This is a genomic window from Marinobacter sp. F4216 (assembly GCF_019931195.1).
Classification (GTDB): Bacteria; Pseudomonadota; Gammaproteobacteria; order Pseudomonadales; family Oleiphilaceae; genus Marinobacter; species Marinobacter suaedae.
Genome location: NZ_JAIOUO010000002.1, coordinates 766,643 through 791,129, shown reverse-complemented (window position 1 = coordinate 791,129; position 24,487 = coordinate 766,643). Strand labels below are relative to the sequence as shown.

The 24,487-nt window shown below is 56.0% G+C and carries 23 protein-coding genes; 5 read left to right on the top strand and 18 right to left on the bottom strand.

The features are described 5' to 3' along the window. Window positions 1-52 precede the first annotated feature (52 nt). Genes leuB through leuC form a run of 3 tightly spaced genes read right to left on the bottom strand, consistent with a single transcriptional unit; the run spans window position 53 to window position 3,247 of the window. Window positions 53-1,126: a 3-isopropylmalate dehydrogenase gene (leuB, locus tag K8I84_RS04090; RefSeq protein ID WP_223793434.1), complete on the bottom strand. Its 1,074-nt coding sequence runs from the start codon at window positions 1,124-1,126 to the stop codon at window positions 53-55. Between the two features lie 39 nt (window positions 1,127-1,165). Continuing rightward, window positions 1,166-1,813 (bottom strand): 3-isopropylmalate dehydratase small subunit, encoded by a 648-nt coding sequence (gene leuD / locus K8I84_RS04085; protein ID WP_223793433.1) that lies wholly within the window; start codon window positions 1,811-1,813, stop codon window positions 1,166-1,168. Between the two features lie 15 nt (window positions 1,814-1,828). Next, complete coding sequence (leuC, locus tag K8I84_RS04080) at window positions 1,829-3,247, bottom strand: 3-isopropylmalate dehydratase large subunit (protein WP_223793432.1); 1,419 nt, start codon at window positions 3,245-3,247, stop codon at window positions 1,829-1,831. Window positions 3,248-3,417: 170 nt separating this feature from the next. Here leuC and K8I84_RS04075 point away from each other — a divergent pair, with 170 nt between their 5' ends. Together K8I84_RS04075 and K8I84_RS04070 are read left to right on the top strand one after the other, a co-directional pair. After that, window positions 3,418-4,293 (top strand): LysR family transcriptional regulator, encoded by an 876-nt coding sequence (locus K8I84_RS04075; RefSeq protein ID WP_223793431.1) that lies wholly within the window; start codon window positions 3,418-3,420, stop codon window positions 4,291-4,293. A 29-nt stretch (window positions 4,294-4,322) separates the two neighbouring features. Then, window positions 4,323-5,480 (top strand): PilT/PilU family type 4a pilus ATPase, encoded by a 1,158-nt coding sequence (locus tag K8I84_RS04070; RefSeq protein ID WP_223793430.1) that lies wholly within the window; start codon window positions 4,323-4,325, stop codon window positions 5,478-5,480. Here the strand turns inward: K8I84_RS04070 and K8I84_RS04065 are convergent, their stop codons facing one another. From K8I84_RS04065 to K8I84_RS04020, 10 genes are all read right to left on the bottom strand, one after another. Further along, complete coding sequence (locus K8I84_RS04065; protein WP_223793429.1) at window positions 5,481-6,638, bottom strand: MFS transporter; 1,158 nt, start codon at window positions 6,636-6,638, stop codon at window positions 5,481-5,483. It lies immediately after the preceding gene. 83 nt (window positions 6,639-6,721) lie between these two features. Beyond that, window positions 6,722-7,816, bottom strand: coding sequence for a chorismate synthase (gene aroC, locus K8I84_RS04060; protein ID WP_223793428.1), 1,095 nt, complete (start codon window positions 7,814-7,816; stop codon window positions 6,722-6,724). 35 nt (window positions 7,817-7,851) lie between these two features. After that, window positions 7,852-8,754 carry a 50S ribosomal protein L3 N(5)-glutamine methyltransferase gene (prmB, locus tag K8I84_RS04055; protein WP_223793427.1) on the bottom strand — a complete coding sequence of 301 codons (903 nt, stop codon included), beginning with the start codon at window positions 8,752-8,754 and terminating at the stop codon, window positions 7,852-7,854. A 96-nt stretch (window positions 8,755-8,850) separates the two neighbouring features. Further along, window positions 8,851-9,960: a patatin-like phospholipase family protein gene (locus K8I84_RS04050; RefSeq protein ID WP_223793728.1), complete on the bottom strand. Its 1,110-nt coding sequence runs from the start codon at window positions 9,958-9,960 to the stop codon at window positions 8,851-8,853. 112 nt (window positions 9,961-10,072) lie between these two features. Then, entirely contained in the window at window positions 10,073-10,984 is a 912-nt protein-coding gene (locus K8I84_RS04045) for a DUF4892 domain-containing protein (RefSeq protein ID WP_223793426.1), read from the bottom strand. Beyond that, window positions 10,977-11,900, bottom strand: a complete 924-nt coding sequence (locus K8I84_RS04040) for an alpha/beta fold hydrolase (protein ID WP_223793425.1) — start codon at window positions 11,898-11,900, stop codon at window positions 10,977-10,979. Before K8I84_RS04040 ends, K8I84_RS04045 begins: the two co-directional genes overlap by 8 nt. A gap of 13 nt (window positions 11,901-11,913) precedes the next feature. Continuing rightward, a complete protein-coding gene (locus K8I84_RS04035; RefSeq protein WP_223793424.1) occupies window positions 11,914-12,264 on the bottom strand; it encodes a PilZ domain-containing protein in 351 nt (116 codons plus the stop codon). Between the two features lie 115 nt (window positions 12,265-12,379). Further along, complete coding sequence (locus K8I84_RS04030; RefSeq protein ID WP_223793423.1) at window positions 12,380-13,411, bottom strand: DNA polymerase III subunit delta'; 1,032 nt, start codon at window positions 13,409-13,411, stop codon at window positions 12,380-12,382. Next, window positions 13,408-15,462, bottom strand: coding sequence for a transglutaminaseTgpA domain-containing protein (locus K8I84_RS04025; protein WP_223793727.1), 2,055 nt, complete (start codon window positions 15,460-15,462; stop codon window positions 13,408-13,410). The genes K8I84_RS04030 and K8I84_RS04025 overlap by 4 nt, the downstream gene beginning before the upstream one ends. 11 nt (window positions 15,463-15,473) lie before the next feature. Beyond that, window positions 15,474-16,499: a DUF58 domain-containing protein gene (locus K8I84_RS04020; RefSeq protein WP_223793422.1), complete on the bottom strand. Its 1,026-nt coding sequence runs from the start codon at window positions 16,497-16,499 to the stop codon at window positions 15,474-15,476. A 244-nt stretch (window positions 16,500-16,743) separates the two neighbouring features. Between K8I84_RS04020 and K8I84_RS04015 the strand changes: the two genes are divergently transcribed. Then, the gene (locus tag K8I84_RS04015; RefSeq protein WP_223793421.1) at window positions 16,744-17,370 is read left to right on the top strand and encodes a hypothetical protein; all 627 of its coding nucleotides are present in this window, start codon (window positions 16,744-16,746) and stop codon (window positions 17,368-17,370) included. A 137-nt stretch (window positions 17,371-17,507) separates the two neighbouring features. On the opposite strand, the gene K8I84_RS04010 is transcribed toward K8I84_RS04015, so the two are convergent. The 3 genes from K8I84_RS04010 to K8I84_RS04000 all read right to left on the bottom strand — a co-directional run bounded on the left by K8I84_RS04010 (window position 17,508) and on the right by K8I84_RS04000 (window position 20,211). Next, window positions 17,508-18,401 carry a DUF6160 family protein gene (locus K8I84_RS04010; protein ID WP_223793420.1) on the bottom strand — a complete coding sequence of 298 codons (894 nt, stop codon included), beginning with the start codon at window positions 18,399-18,401 and terminating at the stop codon, window positions 17,508-17,510. A 106-nt stretch (window positions 18,402-18,507) separates the two neighbouring features. Further along, window positions 18,508-19,419, bottom strand: coding sequence for a DUF6160 family protein (locus K8I84_RS04005; RefSeq protein WP_223793419.1), 912 nt, complete (start codon window positions 19,417-19,419; stop codon window positions 18,508-18,510). Window positions 19,420-19,584: 165 nt separating this feature from the next. Then, window positions 19,585-20,211, bottom strand: a complete 627-nt coding sequence (locus K8I84_RS04000; RefSeq protein ID WP_223793418.1) for a hypothetical protein — start codon at window positions 20,209-20,211, stop codon at window positions 19,585-19,587. A gap of 169 nt (window positions 20,212-20,380) precedes the next feature. On the opposite strand from K8I84_RS04000, the gene pabB reads away from it, so the two are divergent. After that, window positions 20,381-21,733, top strand: a complete 1,353-nt coding sequence (gene pabB, locus K8I84_RS03995) for an aminodeoxychorismate synthase component I (protein ID WP_223793417.1) — start codon at window positions 20,381-20,383, stop codon at window positions 21,731-21,733. Window positions 21,734-21,811: 78 nt separating this feature from the next. Here the strand turns inward: pabB and thrH are convergent, their stop codons facing one another. Then, window positions 21,812-22,426: a bifunctional phosphoserine phosphatase/homoserine phosphotransferase ThrH gene (gene thrH, locus K8I84_RS03990; RefSeq protein WP_223793416.1), complete on the bottom strand. Its 615-nt coding sequence runs from the start codon at window positions 22,424-22,426 to the stop codon at window positions 21,812-21,814. A gap of 236 nt (window positions 22,427-22,662) precedes the next feature. Between thrH and K8I84_RS03985 the strand changes: the two genes are divergently transcribed. Further along, window positions 22,663-23,394, top strand: a complete 732-nt coding sequence (locus tag K8I84_RS03985) for a phosphoadenylyl-sulfate reductase (protein ID WP_223793415.1) — start codon at window positions 22,663-22,665, stop codon at window positions 23,392-23,394. 38 nt (window positions 23,395-23,432) lie between these two features. Here K8I84_RS03985 and cysB read toward each other — a convergent pair whose 3' ends face one another. After that, a complete protein-coding gene (gene cysB / locus K8I84_RS03980) occupies window positions 23,433-24,410 on the bottom strand; it encodes an HTH-type transcriptional regulator CysB (protein ID WP_223793414.1) in 978 nt (325 codons plus the stop codon). Window positions 24,411-24,487: the final 77 nt, after the last annotated feature.

Below are 24,487 nucleotides of genomic sequence, written 5' to 3'. Positions count from 1 at the left end.
CCGCGGCAACAGCATGTTGTTGCCGTCGGATCTCGGGTTCACCAGGGCTGGTTTACAGCGCGGCCAGAACGGCGTCGCCCATTTCTCTCGTAGAGACCTGGCGACCACCCTCGGCCATGATATCGGCTGTACGAAGGCCCTGGTCGAGCACCTTGCTGACAGCGGTTTCGATCGCCTGAGCAGCCTTTTCCTCGTTCAGACTGTATCTCAGCATCATTGCCGCGCTCAGAATCGTGGCCAGCGGGTTGGCAATGCCTTTACCCGCAATATCCGGCGCTGAACCGTGACAGGGCTCGTACATCCCCTGCTTTTGGGAGTTCAGTGACGCGGACGGCAACATACCGATGGAACCGGTCAGCATGGCAGCTTCGTCCGAAAGGATATCACCAAACATATTGCCAGTCACAATCACGTCAAATTGCTTGGGTGCCTTGACCAGCTGCATCGCCGCGTTATCCACATACATGTGAGAGAGTTCCACATCGGGGTATTCCCGCTGCAGATCATTCATGATTTCCCGCCACAGAACAGTCACTTCCAGCACGTTTGCCTTGTCCACCGAGCACAGCTTCTTACCGCGCTGCTGGGCAGCTTCGAAAGCGACACGGCCAATACGACGGATTTCGGATTCTGTGTAGGCGTACGTGTTGTAACCCTGGCGCTCACCGCTCTCCAGCTGACGAACGCCTCGGGGCTGACCAAAGTAAATTCCACCGGTCAACTCCCGAACAATCATGATATCCAAACCGGAGACAACCTCCGGCTTCAGAGAGGACGCTGACGCCAGTTGCGGATACAGAATGGCAGGACGAAGGTTCGCGAACAGTTCAAGGTTGGAGCGCAAGCCGAGCAACCCTTTCTCAGGCCGCTTGGCCATTGGCAGTGCATCCCACTTCGGGCCGCCAACAGCGCCAAGCAAGATGGCATCGGCGCGTCGGGCCTTGTCGAGGGTTTCCTGCGGAAGCGGGGTGTCGGACTCATCAATGGCGGCACCACCCACCAGCGCATCGTCAAACTCGATTCCGAGCCCAAACTGCTCATTTACTTTCCTGAGAACCTTGTCGGCCTCAGCCACAATTTCGGGGCCAATGCCATCGCCCGGCAACATCAATACAGTTCTGGACATAATCAATTCCTGTTTTAAATCACTTCAATCTGTAAACGATCAGCTTCCGGAGCCGAACAACCAGGGCGCGGTCTCCCGACGCTCTTCTTCATAGCTACGGATCGCATCCGCATCTTCGAGAGTGACGCCGATATCATCCAGGCCGTTCAGCAGGCAATGGCGACGGAAATCATCCACTTCAAAATCGAACGTCTCGCCGGACGGGGTCGTCACAGCTTTCTTGACCAGGTCAATCTCAAGGGAATAGCCCGGACTGGCCTCAGCTTCCCGGAACAGCCGATCAACAATTTCCTCATCTAAAACAATGGGCAAGAGACCATTCTTAAAGCAGTTGTTGTAGAAAATATCGGCAAAGCTCGGTGCGATTACGACCCGAAAACCGTAGTCTTCCAGGGCCCAGGGAGCGTGCTCCCGGCTTGAACCGCAGCCAAAGTTTGCCCGGGCGAGCAACACACCTGCCCCCTGGTACCGATCCTGGTTGAGCACAAAATCCGGATTCAACGGCCGGGACGAGCAATCCTGATCCGGTTTTCCTTCATCGAGGTAACGCAGCTCGTCAAACAGGTTCTGACCGAAACCGGTCCGCTTGATGGACTTCAGGAACTGCTTGGGAATGATCATGTCCGTGTCCACGTTGGCACGGTCCATCGGGGCAACCAGCCCTTTGTATTGAGTAAAAGCGCGCATGGTGTCTCCTATGGATCAGTTCAGCAAGTCGCGGACATCAACAAAATGACCTGCCACTGCCGCAGCAGCGGCCATGGCAGGGCTGACGAGATGGGTTCTGCCACCAAATCCCTGCCGGCCTTCAAAATTCCGGTTGGAGGTTGACGCACAGTGCTCACCCTGCCCCAGCTTATCGGCGTTCATGGCCAGACACATGGAACAACCCGGATCACGCCATTCCAGGCCAGCCTCAACAAAAATCTTGTCCAGACCTTCCTGCTCGGCTTGCGCCTTGACCAGTCCGGAGCCCGGAACCACCAGGGCCTGCTTCAGGGTCGGCGCAACCCTGCGTCCCTTCACGACCGCCGCAGCTTCCCGAAGGTCTTCGATTCGACTGTTGGTGCAGGATCCGATGAACACGCGGTCGAGCTGAATATCAGTGATGGCCATATTCGGCTCCAGCCCCATGTACTTGAGAGCACGAACAATGCCTTCACGCTTGATGGGATCTTCTTCGCGAGCCGGATCCGGCACCTGGCCATCCACATCGGCCACCATTTCCGGCGAGGTCCCCCAGCTGACCTGCGGCTTGATGGACGCGCCATCCAACACCACGACTTTGTCGAACTCCGCATCTTCATCGCTGTGCAGGGTTTTCCAATAAGCAACGGCGGCATCCCAGGTGTCACCAGCCGGTGCAAACGGACGACCGCGAACGTAATCGATGGTGACATCATCAGCCGCCACCATACCGACACGAGCACCCGCCTCTATGGCCATGTTGCAAATGGTCATCCGGCCTTCCATGCTCAGGCCACGAATCGCCTCACCACCAAACTCGATCGCGTAGCCGGTTCCACCCGCCGTGCCGATCTTGCCGATGATGGCCAGAATCACGTCCTTACCGGTAACCCCAGCCCCCAGCTGGCCGTCCACGCGCACCAGCATGTTTTTCATCTTCTTCTGGACCAGACATTGGGTGGCCAGAACATGCTCAACTTCAGAGGTTCCAATACCGTGAGCAAGACAGGCGAAAGCGCCGTGGGTGGACGTGTGGGAATCACCGCAGACGATGCTCATGCCCGGCAGCGTAGCGCCCTGCTCCGGCCCAATCACATGCACGATACCCTGGCGCTGATCCTTGATCTTGAATTCCTGAATACCAAACTCGTCGCAGTTGCGGTCCAGGGTTTCCACCTGGGTACGGGAGACCGGATCAACGATGCCGTCGATGCCCTTTTCCCGGTCCGTGGTTGGCACGTTGTGATCGGGAGTAGCGAGGTTCGCATCGATGCGCCACGGCTTGCGACCCGCAATACGCAGGCCTTCAAACGCCTGCGGTGACGTCACTTCGTGCAGCAGTTGACGATCGATATAGATAAGCGCGGAACCATCGTCCCGCTGTTTTACCAAATGGTCATCCCACAACTTGTCGTATAAGGTCTTGCCCGCCATAACTGATCTCTCACTATCAAATCATTGCTGTTATTAACAACGCTGGCCGAATGATACTCACCATCCACACATAACCGCAATTCATGTTTTTTATTTGGCCCATTCCCAAATGGAATGCTAAATTGATTCGCCCTATTGCGCGGTCGACCTTCTTTCAGCGAGCACATCTTATGGATTCCAATGCATTAAAAGCGTTCCTGGCCATTGTTGATCAGGGCTCCTTTTCCGAAGCGGCAGAATCACTTCATTTAACACAGCCTGCAATCAGTAAGCGGCTCGCTGCTCTGGAAAGCCAGTTGGACACCACCCTGATTGATCGCAGCCAACGGAGCATCGGCCTGACTGACGCCGGCAAACGCCTGATCCCCCACGCCCGCCGAATCCTCGATGAGATCCATAACGCCACAACCATGCTCTCTTCCGGCGATGGAGTGGTTTCCGGCGAGCTTCAGATCATCGCCAGTCATCATATCGGTCTCCACCACCTGCCGAACTGGCTCAGAAAGTTCACGCGCGAGCATCCCAGGGTGTCGCTGAATCTGCAGTTCATGGAGTCGGATACGGCCTACATCCAGATGCGAAAAAGACAGGCGGAACTCGCCTTTGTCACACTTAGTGACAGTATGGAAAGCGACTTCGTGGTATACGAACAATGGCCAGATCCTATGGCGTTTGTCGTGGGACCCGATCATGAGCTTGCCACCCGTGCTCGCATCGAGCTGAAGGATCTGGCCGAGTATCCGGCGATCCTGCCAGATACAACAACAGCGACCTATCGGGTGGTCAGCCGACTGTTTTTGGAGGCCAACCTACCGCTTCGGCAACAGATACCGACCAACTACCTGGAAACCATCAAGATGATGACCGGTGTGGGTATCGGCTGGAGCGTATTACCGATCAGCATGGTCGATTCAAGCATCCGGACGCTGGACATCGGGTTTCCGGTTGCAAGGGTATTAGGCGCTGTCGGCCTGAACGGCAGACAGCTCAGTCATGCGGCCCGCGCCCTGCTGGAAACGGTTCAGAGGGAAGGGTCCGGAAAGTAACGATAAACAACAATGTTTTAGGAGATTTCATGGGGTTCGACGATTACCTGAAGATTCTGGCCAAACACGATGGCTCTGATCTTTACCTGAGCACCGGTGCCCCGCCCTGTGCGAAATTCCACGGTACCCTGAAGCCCATTGACCGAACTCCGCTCGGGCCCGGCGCGATCAAGGACATCGCCTACGAGATCATGGACAGCGAGCAAGTGGCCGAATTCGAACAGGAACTCGAGATGAACCTGGCGTACAGCATCCGCAACGTCGGCCGTTTCCGGATCAACATCTTCCGCCAGCGCAACGAAATCTCCATCGTTGCACGAAACATTGTCACTGAAATCCCCAATGCCGACGATCTGGGCCTTCCGCAGGTTCTGAAAGAAGTCGTTATGGCCAAGCGTGGTCTGGTTCTGTTTGTTGGCGCCACCGGTTCCGGCAAGTCCACTTCCCTGGCGGCTCTGATTGATTACCGGAATTCCAACTCCGCGGGCCACATCATCACGATTGAAGACCCGGTGGAATACATCCACCGTCACAAGAAGTGCATCGTGAACCAACGGGAAGTGGGCGTCGATACCCGCAGTTTCCACCAGGCGCTGAAGAACACCCTGCGCCAGGCCCCGGACGTTATCCTGATCGGTGAGATCCGTGACCGTGAAACCATGGAACACGCTCTGGCCTTTGCCGAAACCGGCCACCTCTGTATTTCGACCCTGCATGCGAACAACGCCAACCAGGCTCTGGACCGCATCATCAACTTCTTCCCGGAAGAGCGGCGCCCTCAGCTGCTGATGGACCTGGCCATGAACCTTCGTGCGTTCGTGTCACAACGACTGGTACCAACCGTCGACAAAAAACGCTGCGCCGCGATCGAAATTCTGCTGGGAACGCCAACCATCAGTGAACTGATCCTTCGTGGCGAAATTGAGGGCATCAAGGAAATCATGGAGAAGTCCGCCAACATTGGCATGCAGACATTCGATCTGGCCCTCTTCAACCTGTGGATAGATGGCAGGATTTCCGAAGAGGAAGCGCTCAAGAACGCCGATTCCGCCAACAACCTGCGCCTGAAGATCAAACTGCACGGCCAGGGTGGCGAGTCCGCTGCCGCGGCACCAAAGGCGGCAAGCGCCATGGGCAGTGGATTGTCGCTTCAGATTGAGGAAGACGAAGAAGACACTGAAGCCTGATTAACCAGGCTCCGGCGACGATGGCGGGAGTCTGAGGCCCCGCCAGGTTACCAAAACAGCAACCACAATCACGGCAGCGCTGCCCCAGAAGGCCAGGGAGGTGCTGCCGCCTTCTACCAGAAAGCCTGATAGCCAGGCACCCAGCGCTCCCCCGGCGCCAAAGGTCAAACCGCTATACAGCGCCTGCCCCTGCCCGTGATGATCCTTGCCGAATGCGTTCTGGATAAAGCCAACCGACACCGCATGAAGGGCGCCATACGACGCCGCGTGAAGACACTGAGCAAAAATCAGCACAGCAACCACGTCGGTGACTTCTGCAATCAACACCCAGCGAACCAGGGTCAGCACCAGTGCACCTATGACAATATGACGCACACTGAAGCGCCGGAACAGACGATGCATCACCAGGAACAGGACGATCTCGGCAATGACCCCCAGTGACCAGAGCAAGCCAATCGACAGTTTTCCGTAACCATGCTGCTCCAGATGAATGCTGAAAAAGGTGTAGTAAGCCCCGTGAGACACCTGGAGCAGGAAGTTCATCAGGAAGAACGCAAGCACCCCGGGGTGAGCGAGGATGGCTCGCAGACTGTCGGTGGCTTCAGCTGGTTTTCGCTCACCTCGCTCCGACGGCACGAGAAACGCCGACACCCCGATGCCAATAAACACCGGCAGTAACAGAAACGGCAATGACTGAATCGGCACAAACTCCAGAACGGCGCCTACCACACCGACCGCGCCAATAAAGCCCACAGATCCCCACAGGCGCACTTTTCCGTACTTTTCTTTGTGGGTACCCAGGGCTCGAAGAGTAATAACCTCGTACAGCGGAAGAATGGCGTTCCAGAAAAAGGTAAACGCCAGCATAACCATCAACAAACCGTAGTAGCCGGGCTCCATGAACACACCGGCGAAGAACAGCGAACCGAAGATGGCGCCGAAGCGAACCAGCCGGACCCGCTGCCCCGTACGGTCGCCCAGATAGCCCCAGACGCTGGGGGCGATAATCTTGGTGAACTGAATGGTCGCCATCAATGTGGCGATCTGAAGATAGGTGTAGCCCCGCCCCTCAAGGTAAAGCGACCAGTAGGGCAGCAAACCTCCGAGCAGCGCAAAGAACCAGAAGTAGAGGTTAGATAAACGCCAGTAGATACGCACGCTCCCTAGCGAACAGAGCCCGGCAATCTGGGCTTGGCTGAATCCGGTTCAGCCAAGCCTGAGAACACCGACCTTAGAGTGGATCAGAGTTGACCAAGTACCGGCGTATCCACCTGCACGTCACCATTCTGACCACGATGACGCAGGTAGTGATCCATCAGCACGATGGCCATCATTGCCTCTGCAATCGGCGTCGCGCGGATGCCAACACAGGGATCGTGTCGACCGGTGGTGATCACTTCCACGGGATTGCCGTGAACATCAATGCCCCTGCCCGGCAGGCGAAGGCTGGACGTGGGCTTGAGCGCGATGCTGGCAACGATCGGCTGGCCAGAAGAAATGCCGCCAAGCACGCCGCCCGCGTGGTTCGATAAAAAGCCCTCGGGCGTCATCTCGTCACGATGCTCCGTGCCCTTTTGTTCAATGCAGCCAAAACCAGCCCCAATTTCAACTCCCTTGACCGCATTGATACTCATCAGGGCGTGGGCAAGGTCGGCATCCAGACGATCGAAAATCGGCTCACCAAGACCCGGAGGCACACCTTCGGCAACCACATTGATCCGGGCACCGATGGAATCCCCTTCTTTACGCAGGGCATCCATGTAGGCCTCCATCTCTCCCACCTTGCTGTCATCCGGACAGAAGAACGGATTCTGGTCGACCTGATCCCAATCGAGCTTTTCAGCTTTGATGGGGCCGAGCTGGGACAGGTAGCCGCGCACGCGAATGCCAAGGCGCTGCTCAAGAAACTTCTTGGCCACCGCGCCGGCCGCAACCCGCATGGCCGTTTCCCGCGCCGAGGAACGTCCACCACCCCGGTAGTCTCGAACGCCGTATTTATGCATGTAGGTGTAATCGGCGTGGGCCGGGCGGAACTGCTCGGAAATTTTGGAGTAATCCTTGGAGCGCTGATCGGTGTTTTCTATCAGCAAACCAATGGGCGTTCCGGTGGTTTTGCCCTCGAATACCCCGGACAGTATACGAACTTCGTCCGCCTCGCGGCGCTGGGTAGTATGGCGGGAGGTGCCGGGCTTGCGACGGTCAAGATCTCGCTGCAAATCCTCTTCTGACAGCTCCAGCCCTGGAGGACAACCATCGACGATGCAGCCCAGTGCCGCACCGTGGCTTTCCCCAAAGGAGGTAACCGTGAACAATTTACCGAAGGTATTTCCCGACATATCTGCTACTTCTTCTGTTTTTATGGGACAGGGGCTTACGCCTTGTTATGCCACTGGCGCAATGCGTCTTCCGTGAGTAAAAACACACCGTTACCGCCATTTTCAAAATCCAGCCATGTTAATGGCAGATCCGGATAGGCTTCGTCAAGCGCTACCCAGCTATTTCCTACCTCCACGATCAGCAGACCACCCGGCGTCAGGTGGTCCAGGGCCTGGGCAATGATGCGGTGCGCAATATCCAGCCCATCTTCGCCCGCAGCAAGGCCAAGCTCCGGTTCGTGCTGGTACTCCTCCGGCATCGAGGCAAGATCGCCGGCATCCACGTACGGCGGGTTACTGAGAATCACATCGTAGCGGCCTTCGATATTGTCGAAGACATCGGATTGCACAAGATGGACGCGATCCCGGACCCCGTGGAAATCAATATTGGAACCAGCAACCTCAAGCGCATCCGCAGAAATATCGGACAAATCCACTTCCGCATCCTCAAACACGCTGGCTGCTCCGATTCCAATGCAACCGCTTCCGGTGCACAGATCGAGAACCCGCTCCACGTGCTTTTCGGCAAGCCAGGGCTGAAGGCCGTTTTCCAGAAGTTCGCCAATGGGCGAGCGCGGCACAAGCACGCGTTCATCTACATGGAACGGCATGCCCATGAACCACGCCTCACCCAACAAGTAGGCTACGGGGATGCGTTCCTTGATGCGTCGTTCGATGCGCTCCAGGATGCGCTGTCGCTCTTCCCGGGTCAGCCTTGCGTCCAGGAACAGCGTGTTGTTTTCCAGCGGAAGGCTCACGGAGCGAAGCACCAGTTGCACAGCCTCGTCCCAGACGTTGTCGGTGCCGTGACCGAAATACAACTCGGATGCCGCAAATCGGGAGCTGGCATAGCGCAGGTAATCACGGATGGTTTGAAGATCGTCGATCGGACTGGTCAAAGCTTGAATCCTGTTGGGAGTAATTTCAGCGCGGCATTATACGCTCTTTGTTCACTACCCTGCAGCCTGGGAAAACAAGCGTTGCCATAAAGCCATTCAAATCGCCAACGGACCTGAACTGTTGCGATTGCGTTCATACCGATCGAGCGCGGCGGTCATTTTCTCCCGGCCCAACTGAATCAACTCGGGAGCCTTGTGGTAGTCATAGCTCCGGCACGCATTCTTGGGCAGGTTGACCAGCAAATCCGGTGGATAACCGGCTATTTTGTATTGAACCAGAGCGCTCTGCATGGTTTCTATGGTCAGGTTCATCACATCAAACTTGCCAATGCCCAACTTGTCCCAGTCGATTTTTTCCTTTTCTTCCGCCTTTTTCGAATCCGAGGACGCCTTCTCAACACTGTTTTCACTGGCGGCTTCAGGCGGCTGGAGAGGCTGTTCTTCAAGTTCCTGCCCCCCGCTCGAAGATTCGCCTTTTTTGACCGCCAGCGATTTCAGGTTGTCCCAATCAAACCAGCGTGACGCTTTGTCTCGAATGGAATCGACCCACTCTTCCAGATCGCTCCCCTCATCCGCCTGCAAAAACGCTGCATCCTCAACGGTCTGACCCTGCTGCCGCTCTTCTTCACCCGCCAGGTTCACCGCAACAATCAGGTCCGCGTGGGCAGAGATCGTAGGGATGATGGGCAGGGGATTCAGCAAGGCACCGTCGACATAGGCGCGTCTGTTGAGCACCAGGGGTGTCACCAGTCCGGGAATAGCCACCGACGCCCGAATGGCCTGTTCCAGGGGCCCCTCCTGAAACCATACTTCCTTGTGAGACAGGAGGTCTGTCGCCACGGCCGTATAAGCCAAGGGCAAATCCTCAATGCGGATGCCGCCCAGCATTTCACGAACCACAGAGAATATTTTTTCGCCTCGAATGGCACCGATGGCGTTGAAGGTGACATCCAGCAGCTTGAGCACATCGAATTGGCCCAGCCCGGTGACCCAGTCCTTATAATCCTGCAGCTTACCCGCCGCATAGACCCCGCCGATCAGGGCGCCCATGGAACAGCCGGAAATTGCAACAATGTCATACCCGCGCTCATTCAGGACTTCAATGGCGCCGATATGCGCGTAGCCTCGCGCGCCACCGCTTCCAAGGGTCAAGGCGACAGTTTTCTTAGGATGGGATTCTGGGGATGGAGTAGTCTCTGCTTTCACATCGGAAGAGACTTCGGAACCACGCTTGCGATCCTTCGCACTCTTTTTTGGGGAATCCTGATCGGATGCCTGAGCTTTCAAATCCTTTTTACTCACCTCTTACCCCATGCCCCTATTGAGTGATGACGGTAATTTCGACTCGATTACCCTGACGATCAGGATCACCAATCGGTATTGCGGGACCCACAACCAGCGTTCTCTGCTGCTCTTCAGGCACGCCCGTCTTCGCAAGGACATCGGCCAAAGAAGCAACCGCCCTTTCAGCACGCTGCAGCGATTCTTCTAGTCCCTCTCCGGCGTCCAGCGACGAAAACCCGGTCAAGACCACAATGGTTGATTCCGCACGGGCCCAATCCGCTATCTTGCGCCGGTCATTGGCCGACCAGTCAAATCGATGGGTCAGACTCCCTGTCCAGGGCACAACAATAGGGCCCCGAATACGACTATCTACACTACCCAATCCCGGAATCACCACGGAGCCCGTAACCTCCAGGTGCTCAACCCAGATATATTCCCGCAGGTTACCCCGAGTTACGGTGTAAACCAGCGTCAACCACCGGCGCCCGTCTTCTGTTGTAGTCCCTGCAACGAGATAATCCTGGTTAGCATCCCTGCCATACAGCTTTCGCTGGCCAAAGATCTGATTAGCCCAGACGTTACTGCGCCCGCAAGACAGCCCTACACACTCAAACAGAACCTGGCTGCCACGGGCCTTCAAAACGCGAAGGTAATGATCCCTGGCTTTTTCCCGGTTAGAATCCCGCTCTATTTCATACAGGTGCCCTTCGCCTGATACCGGGAGGCGTGCCATCGTTTCGGACCGAATCTCGTCACGCACCTCACGGACCGGACTGAATAGCACCAGGTGCCCGGATGACTGAATATCAGCAACGTCTTCCAATTCAGCCTGCGGAAAGGGTTCAGGAATTGTTTCCGGAAACGCGGCCATGCCCAGAATGGGAAAGCCCGCAAAAAACCAGAAACCCAGAGCATTCAATGTTAGCCGTGCTGTCGTTTTAGTCATCGCTCAAAAAGGATTTGATGAATTCACAAACGGGGCGAACATCCCCGTCTAAATGGCAATGGTGACCACCTGGAACGCGAACCGTTTTCAGATGCGCAACAGCCGCCTCCCGGTTTTCAAGCCCCTTTCGCGTTGCAAGCAACCCTTGCTCTGCCTTGATAAACAAAGTCGGGCACTGGATGGCACGTAAGGTCTCCTGTACCTGTTTTTCGGTCATCATCAACGGTGACGGATGGCGTAGCCTCGAATCCGTTCGCCACACGAAACCGCCATCACGGGGTTTCAGGTTTCGTTCGGTCAGGATCTCGGCGCTTTGCTGACTCAGAGGGATAAACCCACCCGAACGAACCCGCGCAGCGGTCTTGATATCAGCATACACCGTAGGCTTGCGGGAACCGCCCAGGCGCTTATCAATGGCTTTTCTCAGTTGGGAAGCCGTTTGGTCGCTTGGCCGGCTGAGGGCACCAAGACTGTCAATCATCACAAGTTTCCGGACCCGCTCCGGAACCGCAGCCGCATAGAGCGCGCATATGGCGCCTCCGAGCGAGTGCCCGACCAGATCGATAGACTGCCCCTCTCCCGAGACGAGATGGGACTCCACCATTTCTGCCAGGTCGACCACGTAATCCATCAGCAGGTAACTCTGACCCGATGGCCGGCCACCCGACAAACCGTGCCCTGCCAGATCAACACCATGGAGCGTTCGGTTGACGGACAGCTCCGGTGCCAACCGGGAAAAACTCAGACAGTTATCCAGCCACCCATGGACCATCACCACAGGAACAGAGGAAAGATCACCATTGGATCTGGCCGGCCAGGTTTTGCCCGCCAGAGTAATAGATTGAAGAGGCCAGCGGTCTTCGAAAGCCCCAGCTTCCGTTGCGACAATGTCGGGCGACGTTTCGATCGCGTTCATGGGCCCCTTAAGGTTACATGGTGTGAGTTGGGCGATCCGAGCTCAGGGATCCGGCAAGATAGGACTCAATTTTAGTGCGGGCTGATTCATCGTCGCCGGTGAACTGCACACCGATTCCGGCAGCACGGTTGCCCTGCGCACCCTTGGGCGTTATCCAGATGACCTTTCCTGCGACCGGAATTTTCTCGGGCTCGTCCATCAGGTTCAGAAGCAGAAACACCTCGTCACCCAGTTGGTATTGCTTTTGAGTGGGAATAAACAGGCCACCCTGACGGATGTAGGGCATGTACGCCGCATAAAGCACTGCCTTGTCTTTAATGGTCTGGGTTAGAATGCCACTGCGTGCGCCAAATCCGGGCCCCATAACTGACACCTTTTCTCTTTTCGATTTCGTTGTTGTTTCAGGGACAAAGCCCCGGTCATCCCGGCATCATACCAGTAGTTTGCATCACAGGTGCAAGGCCCGGCCAGATCCCTGCTCAGGCATTACGACGCCGCCTCGGCATCAGCTTCTTCCACTCGATGAGAAGCTGCGCGGCTTCCAGTTCAGGATTGGCATTGTATACGGCAGCCTCGCGCGCTTCGTTCACCTTGTCCTGAAGCTCGTGCGCACGCCAGCCGGGATTGGTGCGCGCGAGGAAACCAAGCATTTCCGCGGCCTCTGAATCCATGGCCTGCCCGCCCGCGCTCAGCCGGGCCAGATCCACTGCCCAACCTTCGAACAGGGTTAGCGCGCCCTCCAGGCCCAGCGCCTTGAAGGCACGGGCGGCCTGTGTCACCGGCACCTGACCCTTCATGAACTGACGAAACTGCTCGAACGCCTCGTCCCGCAAGCCAATAAAATCACCGGTCGCGTATTCCAGCGCCAATCGCGGCGCATTGCCAGCCAGCATCAATGCCTTGTTGAGAGTTTGCTCCGATGGCCGGTCAGCCCCGTCCATTTGCTCAATCCGGGCACTCAACCAGTCTTGAGCCTGCTCGATGCCCGGAGCAGGAATCGTCAGGACCTGGCAACGTGAACGTATGGTCGGCAACACAGGCCGTCCGCTTTCCTGTAGCAGCAATAAGCTGACATCCGGTTGCGGTTCTTCAAGCGTTTTGAGCAATGCGTTGGCGGCGTTGATATTCAGCTGATCTGCCCGATCAACAATGGCCACTTTCCTCCGGCCTACCTGAGGTGAAGCAACGGTAAACGCAGACAGCGCCCTCACCTGAGCCACCTTGATGACTTTCGATTTTTCCGGGGAGTAGGCCCGCACATCAGGATGACTGGCCGCCTGAAACAGTGCGCACTGCTTGCAATGACCACAGGCCGTAGGAAGGCCCTCGGCATTATTCGCGGGTTGATCACAGAGCAGCAGTTCAGAAACAGCGTCCGCCCAGGCACGTTTTCCCACCCCATGTTCTCCGGCAATGATCAGGGCATGAGGCAGGCGGTCCTCTTTCAGGCCGTTTTGCACAACCTTCCAGGCCTTGGCAAGCCAGGGCATTTCACCAGCGATGTTATTCACGAACGGTTCCTGTTTGAGCGGGAATGACGAAGCTGCTTTTTCATGGTCGCAAGCAGCCGGCGAAGCCGGGCGAGTTCCACGCTGCCGCCCTCGGCGCCCGCCTTATAGTAATGACTGTTCACGCCCTGGGCAAAAAGCCGAGCTGTATCCGATACTTCCGGTGCGGCGGAGGCCAGTTTTGAGGCCAGATCGATGGGTGTATCACCTGCCCGCACCGGCACCCCGGTACGATTGCACAGACGGTGCCATGCCACGATTAACCGGCCAAAATCGTCCTTCCGTTCAAGCTGCTTTAACCGCAGAGCAGAAAACAATGCGGCGATTAGCAGCCCGACACCCACGATACCGGCTGAAATATAGCCCAGTTCCTTCAAGCCGAAACTTCCGGGCAAACGCGACAGCAGGTCCATCTGGCTTTCCCCCTGATAGCCCACCACCCAGCGCTGCCAGTTGTAATTAATGCGGTCAAGCTGATGGCTGAACCAACGGACCACTTTGATATCACTGTAGCGCTCGGGAGACGCCCAGTTATCTTCGAGAAAGGACCCCTCCTCTGCCACCGCATCTCGCAGTCCCGATTCAATCCTCGAGGGAGCGATCGCGGCCGTCGGATCCAGTCTCACCCAGCCCTGCCCATCAAGCCAGACTTCTACCCAGGCATGGGCATCGTATTGGCGAACAATCAGGTAGTCATTGTTGGCAACCGGCTCGCCACCCTGATAACCGACCACTACCCTGGCCGGAACACCCGCCGCACGCAGGACAAACGTCGTGGCGCCTGCGTAGTGGGCACAGAAGCCCCGACGAACATCGAACAACAAAGTGTCGATGCCATCTTCAGCCATCCGGGGTGGCCGAAGCGTGTAGTAATAAGGCTGGTCACGAAAGCGACTTAATAAGGTTTCGACCATACCAGCATCATTCAGCCTTTCCTTAAACGACGCAGCCAGCTCACGGGCCCGCGGATTTCCGGCATCCGGTAACTGGAGGTAGCGCTGACGTTCCTCCACGGACAATTGTGGGGAGGAGGCCTGAGTTTCCTGCTCGAACGCCAGCCGATACCGAACCGTGGTATCGGCCGGACGGCGGAAACGAAACAGGTCCTCGGATTCCTCAACCACGTTTCGGGAAGCAACACGGGACTCAGCCAGGGCAAACGCCCAGCGCTGATCCGTGGGCTCGAGGAGCACCTCGTATTCATCAGATTGAAGCTCACCGACACCGCCATCATTGGCCACTCGACCAGGCCGGCGAAACCCGTCGCTCGAAGACTGCCGCCAGGTTTCCCCATCCAGATAATCCAGAATCAGACCCCGCCAGTAGCGATCGCGATGCGCGGGCGTTTCGCCGCCGAAAGTCACACGAAAAGCACGCTCGTCATTTTTGGCCAGATTGGAGATATCGCCGGGCTTCATGGTTTCGGAAATGCCCGACCGCGCCTCACTGGAAACCAGCGGCACACTCCAGAGCGGTGCCATTCGGGGAAAAAAGATAAACAAAAGCACCACAATCGGGAGTGTTTTGAACATCAACCCGCCCAGGCGACGCCACCCCGACGCCACACCATGGGGCAAATCAGGTGCATTGAGCAGTTGCAGACCAATCAGCAGCCCCGCGAGAGCGACAAAATTCACCAAGGCCCAGTAAATTTCCTGGCGGAACAGGAAATTGACGCCACCGAGATAGACGAGAATAAAGAACAGGACGTAATAGTCCCTGGTCGAACGACACTCCAGCCATTTGAGACTGACTGCCAACACAAAAAATGAAGCGGCGGTATCGACCGAGAAGCTCTCCTTCACGGTCGCTACATACGCCGCCACCAGTGTAATAATCACCGCCAGTCTGGCCGCTCTACCGGGCAGCCTGACCCGGCTGGACTGGGCAAGCCAGCGCCACCCCGCCAGCACGGCACAGGAAGCCACTAACCAAAGTGGAAGGCGGTCAACCTGCGGCATTACCAGGATACCGAAACTGGCGAGCAGCCAGAGCAAGGCACTGGAGGGCAACGGTGGCTGCTGCGTGTCTGCCCGCTCGTTACTACCGGTCATCGGGAAAAGCTTCACGACCGCGCCTCCGAACCGGAACTTGCCCGGGCAACCTCCAGCGGGTTTATGGCTTCACCATCCGGTACTTCCGTTCCCTCAAGCCCCCACACCGCGAGAGCGCGCAAACATCTCTGGCCATGGGCAGCGCCCTGATCCGGCTCAATGGTGACGCCGGGGAGAAGCAATCCAAAGGGCTGATCGGCTTTGGTACGCTCCCGGACCAACCAGGCAAGGTATCTCAGCCGAACCTCCGGATCGATGCCCTGAAAGCTGTCGAAATCGAGCCAGTGGGGGCTACCACCCTCACCTTCCCAGTCTGCGACCACCATCTGCCCATTTCTGGCGTAACGCTTCCACATGACTCGCTGACTCAGATCACCTTCGCGCCAGGGTCGTAACTCGGCGTGATCGGTGTCGTCAATGGGGCTTGCGCTGGCATCATCGCACTCGTCCGGAACCGCTCCCGTACTCTCAGGAGCTGTCAGAGGCGACGGATAGATCACTCCGGACGTCGCAGGCCGGATCCAGGACCAGGCCCTGAGCAAACCGAAAGGAAAACGGGTTTCAACCCGAATTCGTTCTGGCCGGAAATAACCACGATAAGTCGTTGGAATCAGGAGATTGACATCGCGAGTCTGGCCGGCCGGGATGTGCACGGGCGCAACTTTGTGTCCGCGCCAAGAGAGCCAAATCGCGACCACATCCGCGCCACTCGCTTTCGCCCTGAAACGGAATCCAATTTCCTCGCCGGAAAAGGTCTCGCCGGCTTTTAACAGGGATAGCTCAAGCCCGGAAAGGTTTCGATGGGTCTGATGCATTGCACCAATGAAAACCGTACCAAGCACAAAGGTCATCAGATAAATGAGACTGTTCTGATAGTTAATTCCGGTAATCAGCATGATCACCAGCAGAATGCCGAAGACAAAGCCCGCTCGCGTGGGAAGAATGAAGATATTTTTTTGATCGAAATGCTGCACATCCGACCGGGGAATTCGCCGATGGATCCATCGCTGCCACCGATCTGTAAAAAAATGGCCCATCAGTCCCACTGCGATTGAATACGCTTGTTATTGAATATTCTGAAACTGTATCGGAGTAAGCATCCAGTGACCACAGAAAATGAAGCCCCAGCCCGGAACCGCTGGCCACTTTAACGATCCCTATCACAAACCCCGGGCTCTTATCTTGAAAAGATTCTGTGTTAACCGAATACTGCTCATCAGCGTTCGACTATCCCCATTGTCTGCAGCGCTGGGCATTACTCGTCTACACAAGGGCCACGCCATGAAGAAGCACTCACAGCTACTTGCCGTATCCATCGCGGGGGCGAGCGTTTGTTTATCGGCAAATGCCGGGGTCCGAACACTCACTTCGGACGAGATGGTTGAAACCTACGTAAAGGATTCGGCAGTGATTATTGTGCCGACGGATCGCCCTAAAAAATCAGAGGCCGACCGGCGTCGAATTATCAGAGCCCTGACCATAGCGCCGGGTGAACCGGAACTTTCCGAGGCGGAGGAAGAGGCTTACAGGCAGGAACTGCAGCGCCTTACCGAAGAAGGTAAATCCGATGCGCTGGTCAGTGCGGAGGAAGAATTCGTCCGGCGAGCCATTCTTTTGCCTCAGCAGGAGCTGGCGAACGCCCAACCGGGTGTCGTGGACTTTTCGCCCAATATACCCCCGATTATCTTTGGCGAGCAGCTCGTCATTCCTGAAGGACCGTTCGAGCAGACGTTCCTCAATGACCAGCTGGGACTCAGCTTTGATGGACAGGCTCTTAACTTCTCCATTGGCTCACCCGCGGGGATTGACCAGATTCAGATTCCAAACGCAATCAACGAGGGCCCGATCAACCTGACACCAAGGCCCGGCGGTGGCTTCGATCTGTCCATTCAGGTGCCCGATCAATAACCGCAGCTATTCAATAAAAGCTAAAGATTGGGGTAAGGCTGAGGGTCAGCTCCCAGCCGTAAAACAAGGAAAGAAGTCCCCTGAACCTGCGTTAGCTTCTACGGGAACTCGAATACGCAGAGAAACTCAAAGAAAAATCAGGGAGTAAACGTCAGGACTGTATCGTGGACCTGAACGTTGTCCAGCCGCATAACGCCCAGGTCGACCTGGCCTACGGAAAGACTGGTCATGCCGATATCGGCGGCAAATCCGTGGACTTCAACCGCTACCGTTTCAACACCTGTTGGAGAGTCAGCCGCACTCACCGGGCGATAGGTGTATTCCATGGCCGCGAAGCCATCGGTGATGTCGGATAGAGGCGAACTGAACCCTGCTGCCCCATCGTTTGCCCACCGGGAAAATTCACTGGTCAGTGTTGCGCCGCCAATCGCCTGCCCCCCCGATTCTGTACCTCGTACGTAGGCGCCGGTAAGGCCAAGGGTATCTGGCGTTACCGTAGAAGACAGGTCTTCAACGGTAAACGCCGTGTACATATTCGAACCCACCGGCAACCCATTGGCTCCGGCAGTTGGTTCCACCCGTCGATAGGCCCGTCGTAAATAACCCCAGGCTTCGACGCCAGACAGCAGACTGACCTGTTGCGCTGTGGAGGAAATCAATGACACCTCGTTCGCCCGGAAACCCCAGTCAATGGCAGAGCCTGCTCCTGGCTCCCAGCGCACATCGAGGGTTCCATCCGGCCCGATGTCGATGGTGGCGATCGCATCATCAAAGTAAGCGCCCAGCCCCTGCGCAGAACCGTCGGCGGTGACACCCGCCCCCCCCATAGTGATGCCATCGACCTGATAAGTGCCCAGCTTTTCAAAACGAAACTGACCCAAGGTTGCCCGACCGGAATAGGCAACGGTCAACCCACTCTGGCCGGTGACACCGGAGAGTTCGTCGTCGTCAATGGATTTGAGGTCGGCGTTGGTAACGCCGGAGAGAGCCAATGCCAGGGCCACAACCCCATATTTTGTCATTGAAGTCATGAGTACCCCTAGTCAGAAGCCCAGGAAAAACGAACGGATCAAGAAGGGATTAAGGAGAAGTGACGCCCCGCAAGGGGCGTCACTGAATTGCTCACGAAAGTGAGACTTAGTGGCCGTAGATGTGCATATCCGCGGTGATTGCCAAATCAGTCATGTACAGTGACCCGATAGACGCTGTGCCACCCGTGTTGATGTTGGTCAGATCAAGATCACCTGAGAAGTCCTGAACCACAACATGCAGAGTATCATCAGAGGTGGCTGCATAACCGGGCGTCACACTGACATCAACCTGTGCGTGAGCGAAGCTTGTCTGCTGAGAGCCACCTGTCGCAGTTGAGTCGCCACGATTATTGTGCAGAGCGAAGTTCATACTAGTGCCCACAAATGGCATATCCAAGCTACCGAAGGCATTGAAGTAGGCGTTGATGTTCATGTTCTTGGTATCTTCCTTGATCACGATGTCGATCGGACCCAGGTTACCACCAATCTGCAGATCGGAAACCAGAACGGTGCTGGTTGTAACCCCAGCTTCATAAAGGTTACCACGGGTGCCGGTAGACTCAGCCAAGGAGATCGTGTCGATACCCAGTCCGTAGTCAACACCCGCGGTAGGGTCCTGCGCACGTAGAGAAATCACAAGATCACCATCATCCAAAGCCGGCAGCGCCTCATTTACAGTGCTAGCGTCGATGCCAAGCCCCCCCAGGTAAGCTGCACCGCGGGCAGGCGAGCCCAAATCGGTACCACTGGCTCCAACAACATCGATAAACATACGGACGTTATCAAGCGCGGACACACCGTCTGAACCGGTAATGTCGACACCAGTGAAAGCAAGGTAACCGCCGTCCTGATAGGCAACTTCGCCGATGGACACAGTTGCTTCCAGGTCGATAGTCACACCAGCCTGACCAGTAACTGAACTCATGCTGGTGTCATCAAGCGCTTTCAGCTCTGCTTGAGCGGCAAATGGAGCTGCGGCAACGGCAGTTGCCAGAACTACTTTCTTCAGGCCTTTCATACTTTTTCTCCTAGAGTACTTATGTTTTGTTCTTATACAGCCAGATCCTCCGACTGCAGATTCAGTCTCTCAGACCCATTTCAGGAAAACTGCGATGAAAAGCACGTTTCTGTAACAGATTGTCACACGCCAGCATCATCAGAATTATTTTGTGACAAAGCACTCTTAATTCGTATGGGTTGAAACGGCTATCGGAGAAAAAATCAGTGCATCATAATTTTTTGATGCACCCTTATCGAACTCAACCTCTTGCCCCTCTGCGCTATACTGCGCTGCCACTACCTGAGCGAAGCCCCCCAAATACTCCAGTTCAATATTGATTTGGTTGGCACCACCATTATTCTTTGCCTGGTACCTATACACCGCAGCAGAACCCAGGATTCGTCCTTCGTCCGCATGAATCTTCAGAGCCTGACGCACAGTACCAAGCACCACAGGAGCACTAACCCCATCCAACGGATCTCCCGGCTTCACTGCCCAGACATAGCGTACGGCTCCATCAGGCATCAATACCGCCCCAAAAGGTGCAAAATCGCCATACGCGCCCATTAAAGCTTTTGTCTTTGCCGCGACATGCTTCAAAAGGTATTGCGTGTTTGCTTGGACCTCCTTGGTAATCTGCTCCGGCGAGAGCTGTTTAGTTTCCCCAACCGCCAAAGGAGCACCGATAGAGAGCGCGAGCGCAGCGCAAAACCCAACTTTGGGTAACTTGCTGCGAAGCGTGTGAGAAAGCATTAAACGGATACGTTGAGAAACCTTGCTGCGAGCATTAGTTAAAGTGTCGAGCATCATAATTATTATTCCTTTTAATGATGTAACGGGCAGCCAATGCCTTTACCCCTGAGTTAAAATAAGGCTCGGAGTCGCTGCCCTGCGTACCATTACATCAGCGCGACCCCCTCAGAGACAACGCGTTTTCTGTGCACGATGTATCACTTCTTGGAATCAATTCGGGGACACCTTGAGCTCTTCACTACTGCAGGAACTGTCTGAAGCGGAATATCTGCGTTTGCAGGAACACGCCTCACAAAGCGCAGACTTTGTTTATCTTGGCAGCATCGGCGAGGGAAAGGGGCGCGGAACGCTCCGGGGCTTCAGTGCTCTTGCACTAGAACAGCTGCGTGTCGATGAAAGCCCCAAACGCGGTTCAGCCGTAGACCACATCAGTCAGGCCATGCAGTCCCGTATGGACGAATTCCGACTTTCGTCTGGCGATGGTGAAGAGCACCTCACGGGCGGCTGGTATGGCGTTATCGGTTACGAATTCGGACTGCACCGGGAACCGAGGCTGAGAGGCTCGGCAAATAACACGCCCTTCCCCCTGATTCATGCGGGCTTTTATCTCTGGGCAGCCAGTTATAACGAACGAACCGGGCGGCACTTTTTGTGGATTCACCCCCAGTGTTCTACGGAGACCCGGCAAACTCTCCTACGCTGGCTTGAAGTTCCGCCCGGCGACAACCCACCTGCCTGGTCGGTGACTCGCCCATTCAGGGCAACCCAGTCAAAGCCCCAGTTCAAAGCGGGTGTCGGGAGTATCCTCCGGTACATCAATGCCGGCGATTGTTATCAGGCCAACCTGTCCCAAGAATTCGTCGGGCAATCCTCGGGGGATCCGTGGCACGGATTCAAGGCCCTGGCTGAAGAGCACCCTACACCGTTCAGTGCGTTTCTCCGGGTAAACGGCGGCGCTGTTTTATCCCTTTCGCCAGAACGATTCCTGGAAATCGAACGGGGCACTATAACGACCAGTCCGATCAAGGGAACGCGGCCCCGTGGCGACACACCGGAGCAGGACAACGCCTACGCCGAGGAATTACAGGCGTCGGAAAAGGATCGTGCAGAAAACCTGATGATCGTGGACTTGCTGCGTAACGATCTCGGTCAAAACGCGGTGCCCGGCAGCGTCAAGGTGGACCGTCTGTTTGCCCTGGAGTCCTACCGAAACGTTCACCATCTGGTCAGCCATATTCGCGCCGAACTTCGTGACGGAATCTCACCCATCAAGGCTCTGATGGATGCCTTCCCAGGGGGCTCCATTACCGGGGCGCCGAAGATTCGTTCCATGGAAATCATCAACGAACTGGAGCCACACTGGCGAGGCCCCTATTGCGGCTCGGTATTCTACTGGGGACTGAACGGCCGGCTGGACAGCAACATTGCCATCCGGACGCTACTGTGCGAAGAGGACGGCACCATCCGCTGCTGGGGCGGTGGCGGCATCGTGGCGGATTCCGATCCGGAGAGCGAGTATCAGGAAACGCTTACCAAGGTGAAGCCACTGATGGATTTCCTCGAAACGCTCCACGCCTGAGCACCAGGAAGCCGGAACTGCCCTGGCTCAACGACCATAAAAAAGGGGGCTTTCAGCCCCCTTTCCTATCTTCCCTGATCAGCTGTTGTGAACAACGCTGGCTTTCAGGAATTCATTTCTCAAATCATCGTAGGTATGCACAGCCGGATACTGGGGGAATTCCTCAATCACGTTCTGCGGCGCGTGGAACAGGATGCCTGCCTCCGCCTGCCCCAGCATGGTGGTGTCGTTGTAGGAGTCACCGGTGGCGATAACACGGTAGTTCAACAGCTGGAAAGCCCGCACGGACTGGCGCTTCGGATCCCGCTGGCGCAGCAGGTAGTCGGTAATCTGGCCGTTTTCAGCGACTTCGAGTTTGTGGCACAGCAGCGTGGGGTGCCCCAGCTTGGCCATCAGGGGCATGGCGAATTCGTAGAAGGTATCGGACAGGATCACCACCTGGAACCGTTCACGCAGCCAGTCAATAAACTCACGGGCGCCGGGGAGCGGATCCAGCGTGCCAATGACCTCCTGAATCTGTGGCAAACCATAGCCGTGCTCATCCAGGATGCTGAGCCGCTGGCGCATCAGCACGTCATAATCGGGAATGTCCCGGGTAGTCGCCTTGAGCTCTTCAATTCCGGTTTTCTCGGCAAACGCAATCCAGATTTCCGGAATCAGTACTCCCTCAAGGTCAAGGCATGCGAGTTCCACGTTGTTCTCCTGATCGTTGATTTACATAGTTAAGAGGCAGGGCTTATACCGGGTGCCAATGATGGACCGTATGATAGGCAAATCACCTGCCCCATGCATAGGATTAAGATCCCCCACCACCGACGCCAGTGTATATAAATCTGGGAATAAACATATAGATTGTCATTCCTTCCAGCTATGTATGAGTTAGTGTTAGCCTCTGTGTTTATCAGTTCCGACCAGTAATGGGTAAACCTATGAATGATATCAATCAGCTACAAGCCGAACTGCAAGGTCAGAGCCCAAGAAGCATTCTGAAGGCCGCCTTTCAGCGCTATGAAAATATCGCTATCTCGTTCAGCGGTGCGGAAGACGTAGTACTGATTGAAATGGCTCACCGGCTGACGGACAACCTGAAAGTTTTCACCATCGATACCGGTCGACTGCACCCGGAAACCTATGAATTTCTGGAACAGGTTCGAAAACACTACGATCTGGATATCGAAGTGCTTTTTCCGGATTCACAGGAAGTGCAGGAACTGGTGCGGGATAAGGGATTGTTCAGTTTTTACGAAGATGGACACTCGGAGTGCTGCGGCATCCGCAAGGTAAACCCGCTGCGTAAGAAGCTCGCACAGGTAGATGCCTGGATTACCGGCCAGCGAAAGGATCAGAGCCCGGGCACCCGTAACGACGTTCCGACGGTTCAGCTAGACTCCGCGTTCTCGACGCCAGCGCACCCTCTGGTGAAGTTCAACCCGCTGGCAAACTGGAGTTCCCAGGAGGTCTGGGACTACATCCGTATTTCGGAAGCACCCTACAACAAGCTACATGAAAAAGGATTTGTCAGCATTGGCTGCCAGCCCTGCACCCGCCCCGTCTTGCCGGGACAGCATGAAAGAGAAGGCAGATGGTGGTGGGAAGAGGCCACGAAAAAAGAATGCGGCCTGCACGCGGATAATCTGATCGCCAGTACACAGTCACACTGAGCGTCGGCGGTGGTTTACCTCAAACCACCGCTCGGCCATCAGCAGGTGGGCAACTCCACATCCTTGAACAACTCTTCGATTTCCGTACGACTGCCCTGGTGAGCGACCGCCTCATCGACCTTTTCGCGGGTCAAATGCGGCGCGAATCTCGAGATGAAATCATACATATAGCCTCGGAGAAAGGTTCCCTTGCGGAACCCGATCCGTGTCACGCTGGGCCGGAACAGTTTGCTGGCATCCAGCGCTACCAGGTCACCGTCTGTTTGCGGGTCATACGCCATACTTGCGATGATACCGACCCCCAGCCCAAGTCGAACGTACGTCTTGATCACATCCGCATCCGCAGCCGTGAACACCACTTTTGGGGTCAGGCCTTGAGACTGGAATGCCTCATCCAGTTTTGATCGGCCGGTGAAACCGAAAACGTAAGTCACCAATGGGTATTCAGCCAGCTTCGGAAGCGTCAGTTCATCGAGTTTCGCCAGGGGATGATCCTTGGGCACGATGACACTGCGATTCCACTTGTAACAGGGCATCATGATCAGGTCGTTGAAGAGCTCCATGGCTTCCGTAGCGATGGCAAAATCAACAGCACCATTGGCCGCCATCTCTGAAATCTGCATGGGGGTACCCTGATGCATGTGCAGAGACACTTCAGGATAGGATTCGATGAACCCACGAATAATGGGAGGCAGCGCATAGCGGGCCTGGGTATGAGTGGTGGCAATGCTCAGCTCACCCTGTTTCTGGTTGCTGAACTCCTGGGCAATTTTCTTGATACCCTCAACCCGCCGCAGGATTTCGCCCGCCTCGCGAATAATAATCTCGCCACCAGGCGTAATGCGAGTCAAATGCTTGCCGCTGCGGGCAAACACCTCCAGGCCCAATTCATCTTCGAGCAAGCGAATCTGCTTGGAAATACCGGGCTGGGAGGTAAAAAGACTTTGGGCAGTCGCCGAGACATTCAGATCGTGGTGGGCAACTTCCCATATGTAGCGCAACTGTTGTAATTTCATCGAGTCTGCTGCTCCTGACTTCCCGGCCACTCAGGGGAGAAATCCTGCCCCTGACACTTTCTGGCCAGTTTACGCAT